This window comes from Streptomyces sp. NPDC050263 (genome assembly GCF_040655955.1).
Taxonomy (GTDB): domain Bacteria; phylum Actinomycetota; class Actinomycetes; order Streptomycetales; family Streptomycetaceae; genus Streptomyces.
Genome location: NZ_JBFAKW010000265.1, coordinates 1 through 2857, shown reverse-complemented (window position 1 = coordinate 2857; position 2857 = coordinate 1). Strand labels below are relative to the sequence as shown.

3 protein-coding genes are annotated in these 2857 nt (G+C 69.0%); 1 reads left to right on the top strand and 2 read right to left on the bottom strand.

Annotated elements, in window-relative coordinates; genetic code table 11:
* Positions 1-80: 80 nt before the first annotated feature.
* Positions 81-866 carry a recombinase family protein gene (locus AB0J04_RS45775; RefSeq protein ID WP_363174668.1) on the bottom strand — a complete coding sequence of 262 codons (786 nt, stop codon included), beginning with the start codon at positions 864-866 and terminating at the stop codon, positions 81-83.
* A gap of 283 nt (positions 867-1149) precedes the next feature.
* On the bottom strand, positions 1150-2151 hold the full coding sequence (locus AB0J04_RS45770) for a WYL domain-containing protein (RefSeq protein WP_363174667.1): 1002 nt from the start codon (positions 2149-2151) through the stop codon (positions 1150-1152).
* A gap of 158 nt (positions 2152-2309) precedes the next feature.
* On the opposite strand from AB0J04_RS45770, the gene AB0J04_RS45765 reads away from it, so the two are divergent.
* Positions 2310-2732 (top strand): VOC family protein, encoded by a 423-nt coding sequence (locus AB0J04_RS45765; protein WP_363174666.1) that lies wholly within the window; start codon positions 2310-2312, stop codon positions 2730-2732.
* Positions 2733-2857 lie beyond the last annotated feature (125 nt).

Below are 2857 nucleotides of genomic sequence, written 5' to 3'. Positions count from 1 at the left end.
GACACGCGGTCCGCGGCCTCAATCAGGTGACCTGTCGTCGCATTCATCAGATGACTCCTTCGGGAAGGATCACACCTAATTCATGACACTCCCCGCTGCTTGAGGGCGGTGAAGTCGGCGTGCGCTGTCTCGACGGCCTCCGGATACGCCTGGGCCTTCCCGTGCTCGGCCAGTGCCCGGTAGATGCTGGAGCGGCTGGGGCTCGGCCCTCTGCGGCGTCCGGTGGGGATGAGGAGGTCGGGTTGGATGTCCTCGACGGTCTCTCCGTTGGCGCGGCGACGGAGCACAGTGTGGAGCATGTCGTCGGTGATCACGGGGGGTCGGCCGCCGTGGTTGCCCTTGCGGGCCGCGGTATCGAGTCCTGCGAGGGTGGCCTCGCGGATGTTCTCACGCTCTGTCTCGGCCATTGCGGCGAAGAACTCGAACAGTAGGCGTCCCGGACCGCTGGGGTCGTACATCCCCTGGAGGGGCCCGGCGAGCATTTTCAGCACAAGGCCATGGGCGGTGAGATGGTCGGCCAGGGCTGTCAGCTCTGCGGCATCGCGCCCCAGTCGCTTGATCTCGTACACCGTGAAGATCACCCGGCAGTGCGGGGCGTGGGCCTTGATCTCCCGCGCGGCGGTGAGCGCGGTCTCGAACTGCGGACGGCCCCGGACCCGGCTGCTGATCTTCTCGGCGAAGATCTTGTCGGGGGACGCGCTGGGCGGCGAGAGCGTCGAGCTGGGTCTGGAGTTCCTGGGGGAGGGTCGAGCAGCGCGCGTATCCGATGCTGATGTCCGCGCCCGGGTGTCCGGGTCGACGGGCGCGGGCGCCGATGTGCCAGGCCGCCACGGCTGGCCGGGGCCGCGGTCGGCGGGGGTCGGCACACGCAGGAGTCTCGCGAGCCGGGGCACCCTGGTGAAGCGGCCGGTGTGATAGGTCTCGGCGACCGCTCCGGAGCGCGAGCGACAGGGTGAACCTGGCTCAGCGTCATGGCGCGGGCAGGGGGTGGCGCTCGACGTCGTCCGCTTGGGACATGACTGCGGTTTGAGGGCCGTCATGACCCCGGGTGCTGTGACAAACATTTCCCAGAACGTGCCTGGTTCCACTTTTGAGTGAGAGCGAGTTGGTCGGCGGAAGCGGCCCGGAACAATGTGGTGAGTTCTGTTCTCACCGCGCCGGGCCGGTCTCTGGTCTTGTCGTGCCTGCGGCGTGGGCACAGCGGGCGGCGAGGTCCCCGAATGCGGTGGCCAGTTGAGGTGGGCCGATGACTTCGATATCGGTGTCGAAGCATCCGATGGCGGCGGCGAGTCCGGTCCATGACCAGGAGCCGAGGATGAGTCGGCAGTGGCGGGGGCCGAGTTCCTCAACGATTCCGTCCTGGGCGAAGGGTGCGACGTCGGCGGCCGGGAGGCGGAGGATGACTTCGCCTTGGCAGGGCCAGTCGGTGGTGGTGCCGTCGTTGCCGCGGAATCGGCTGGTGATGAAGGTGGAGACGTTGCCGCCGGGGAGTTCACGAGGGGTGAAGCGGGGGCCGGTGGGTGTGCGGGGCCGGATGCGGTCGACGCGGAAGGTACGCCAGTCCTCGCGGTGGAGGTCCCAGGCCACGAGGTACCAGCGATGACGCCAGGTGACCAGGTGGTGGGGCTGTACGCGGCGGACGTCATCGACCGAGGTGCGCGGACCCGGGGCGTAGCCGAAGCGCAGTTCCTCGCGGGCATGGATGACGCGGCTCAGGTCCATCAGGACCTGAGCGTCGACCTGGGGGGTGTCGCCGGCCGCCGCGGGCGGTTGGACGGCGGTGACGTGCAACAGGTCGATGCGGTGGCGCAGGCGGGGTGGCATGACCTGGCGGAGGGTGGCCAGCGCGCGGGTAGCGTCTTCGGCGACGGCGGTGCCGGCGGCCGCGGTCTGCAGCGCGACGGCCAGGGCGACGGCCTGGTTGTCGTCGAACAACATGGGCGGCAGGTGAGTGCCGGCCTCCAGCCGGTAGCCGCCGGCCGGTCCTTTGAGGGTCTTGATCGGGTAGTCGAGTTCGCGCAGGCGGTCGATGTCACGCCGCACTGTGCGCGACGTGATGCCGAGACGCTCGGCGAGATCGTCGCCGGACCATTCACGGGGCGTTTGAAGGAGCGAGAGCAGCGCGAGCAGCCGGGCAGATGTTTTATGCATGACACCCATACTCCCTGGAGTACCGGACACAACCTGTCCTCTACCTCTGCCATCGTGGCATACGAGCCGTTCGGGAGGCATCGCTCCTGGTCACGGCAGCCGCCGCTGGATCTTGGATGGCCGGCGGCGTGTTCATCACATAGAGCAAGGAGCAGGTCATGTCCGTCACGACCACCACTCACCTGAACTTCCGGGGCGCCGCACGTGAGGCGCTGGACTTCTACCGGACCGTCTTCGGCGGACGTACTGTCGCGGTCACCTACAAGGACGCGGGCGCCGTGCAGGACGAGAGCGAGGCGGACTGGGTGATGTGGGGCGAGGTGGCCGGCGACAACGGCTTCCACGTCATGGCCTACGACGTGCCCTCGCAGCTGCCCTGGAACCAGGGCGAGAACCCGTTCTTCGTCTCCGTGCGCGGCGACGACGCCGAGGAGATCAGCGCCCTGTGGGGCAAGCTCGCCGAGGGCTCGATCATCGTGCGTCCGCTGGAGCCTGCGCAGTGGGCACCGCTGTACGGCATGCTCACCGACCGCTTCGGCATTACCTGGGTCCTGGACGTCACCGCCCCGTACAACGGCTGAACCAACCGACCGACCTGACGTGCCTGCGCAGTCCGGGCCGCCGCAGCCGCCCGGGGGGGCCCGGCCGCGCCGGCCCCCCCCACCAACACCCGCGGGCGGGAACCGGGGCCCCGGGGGGTGCACAA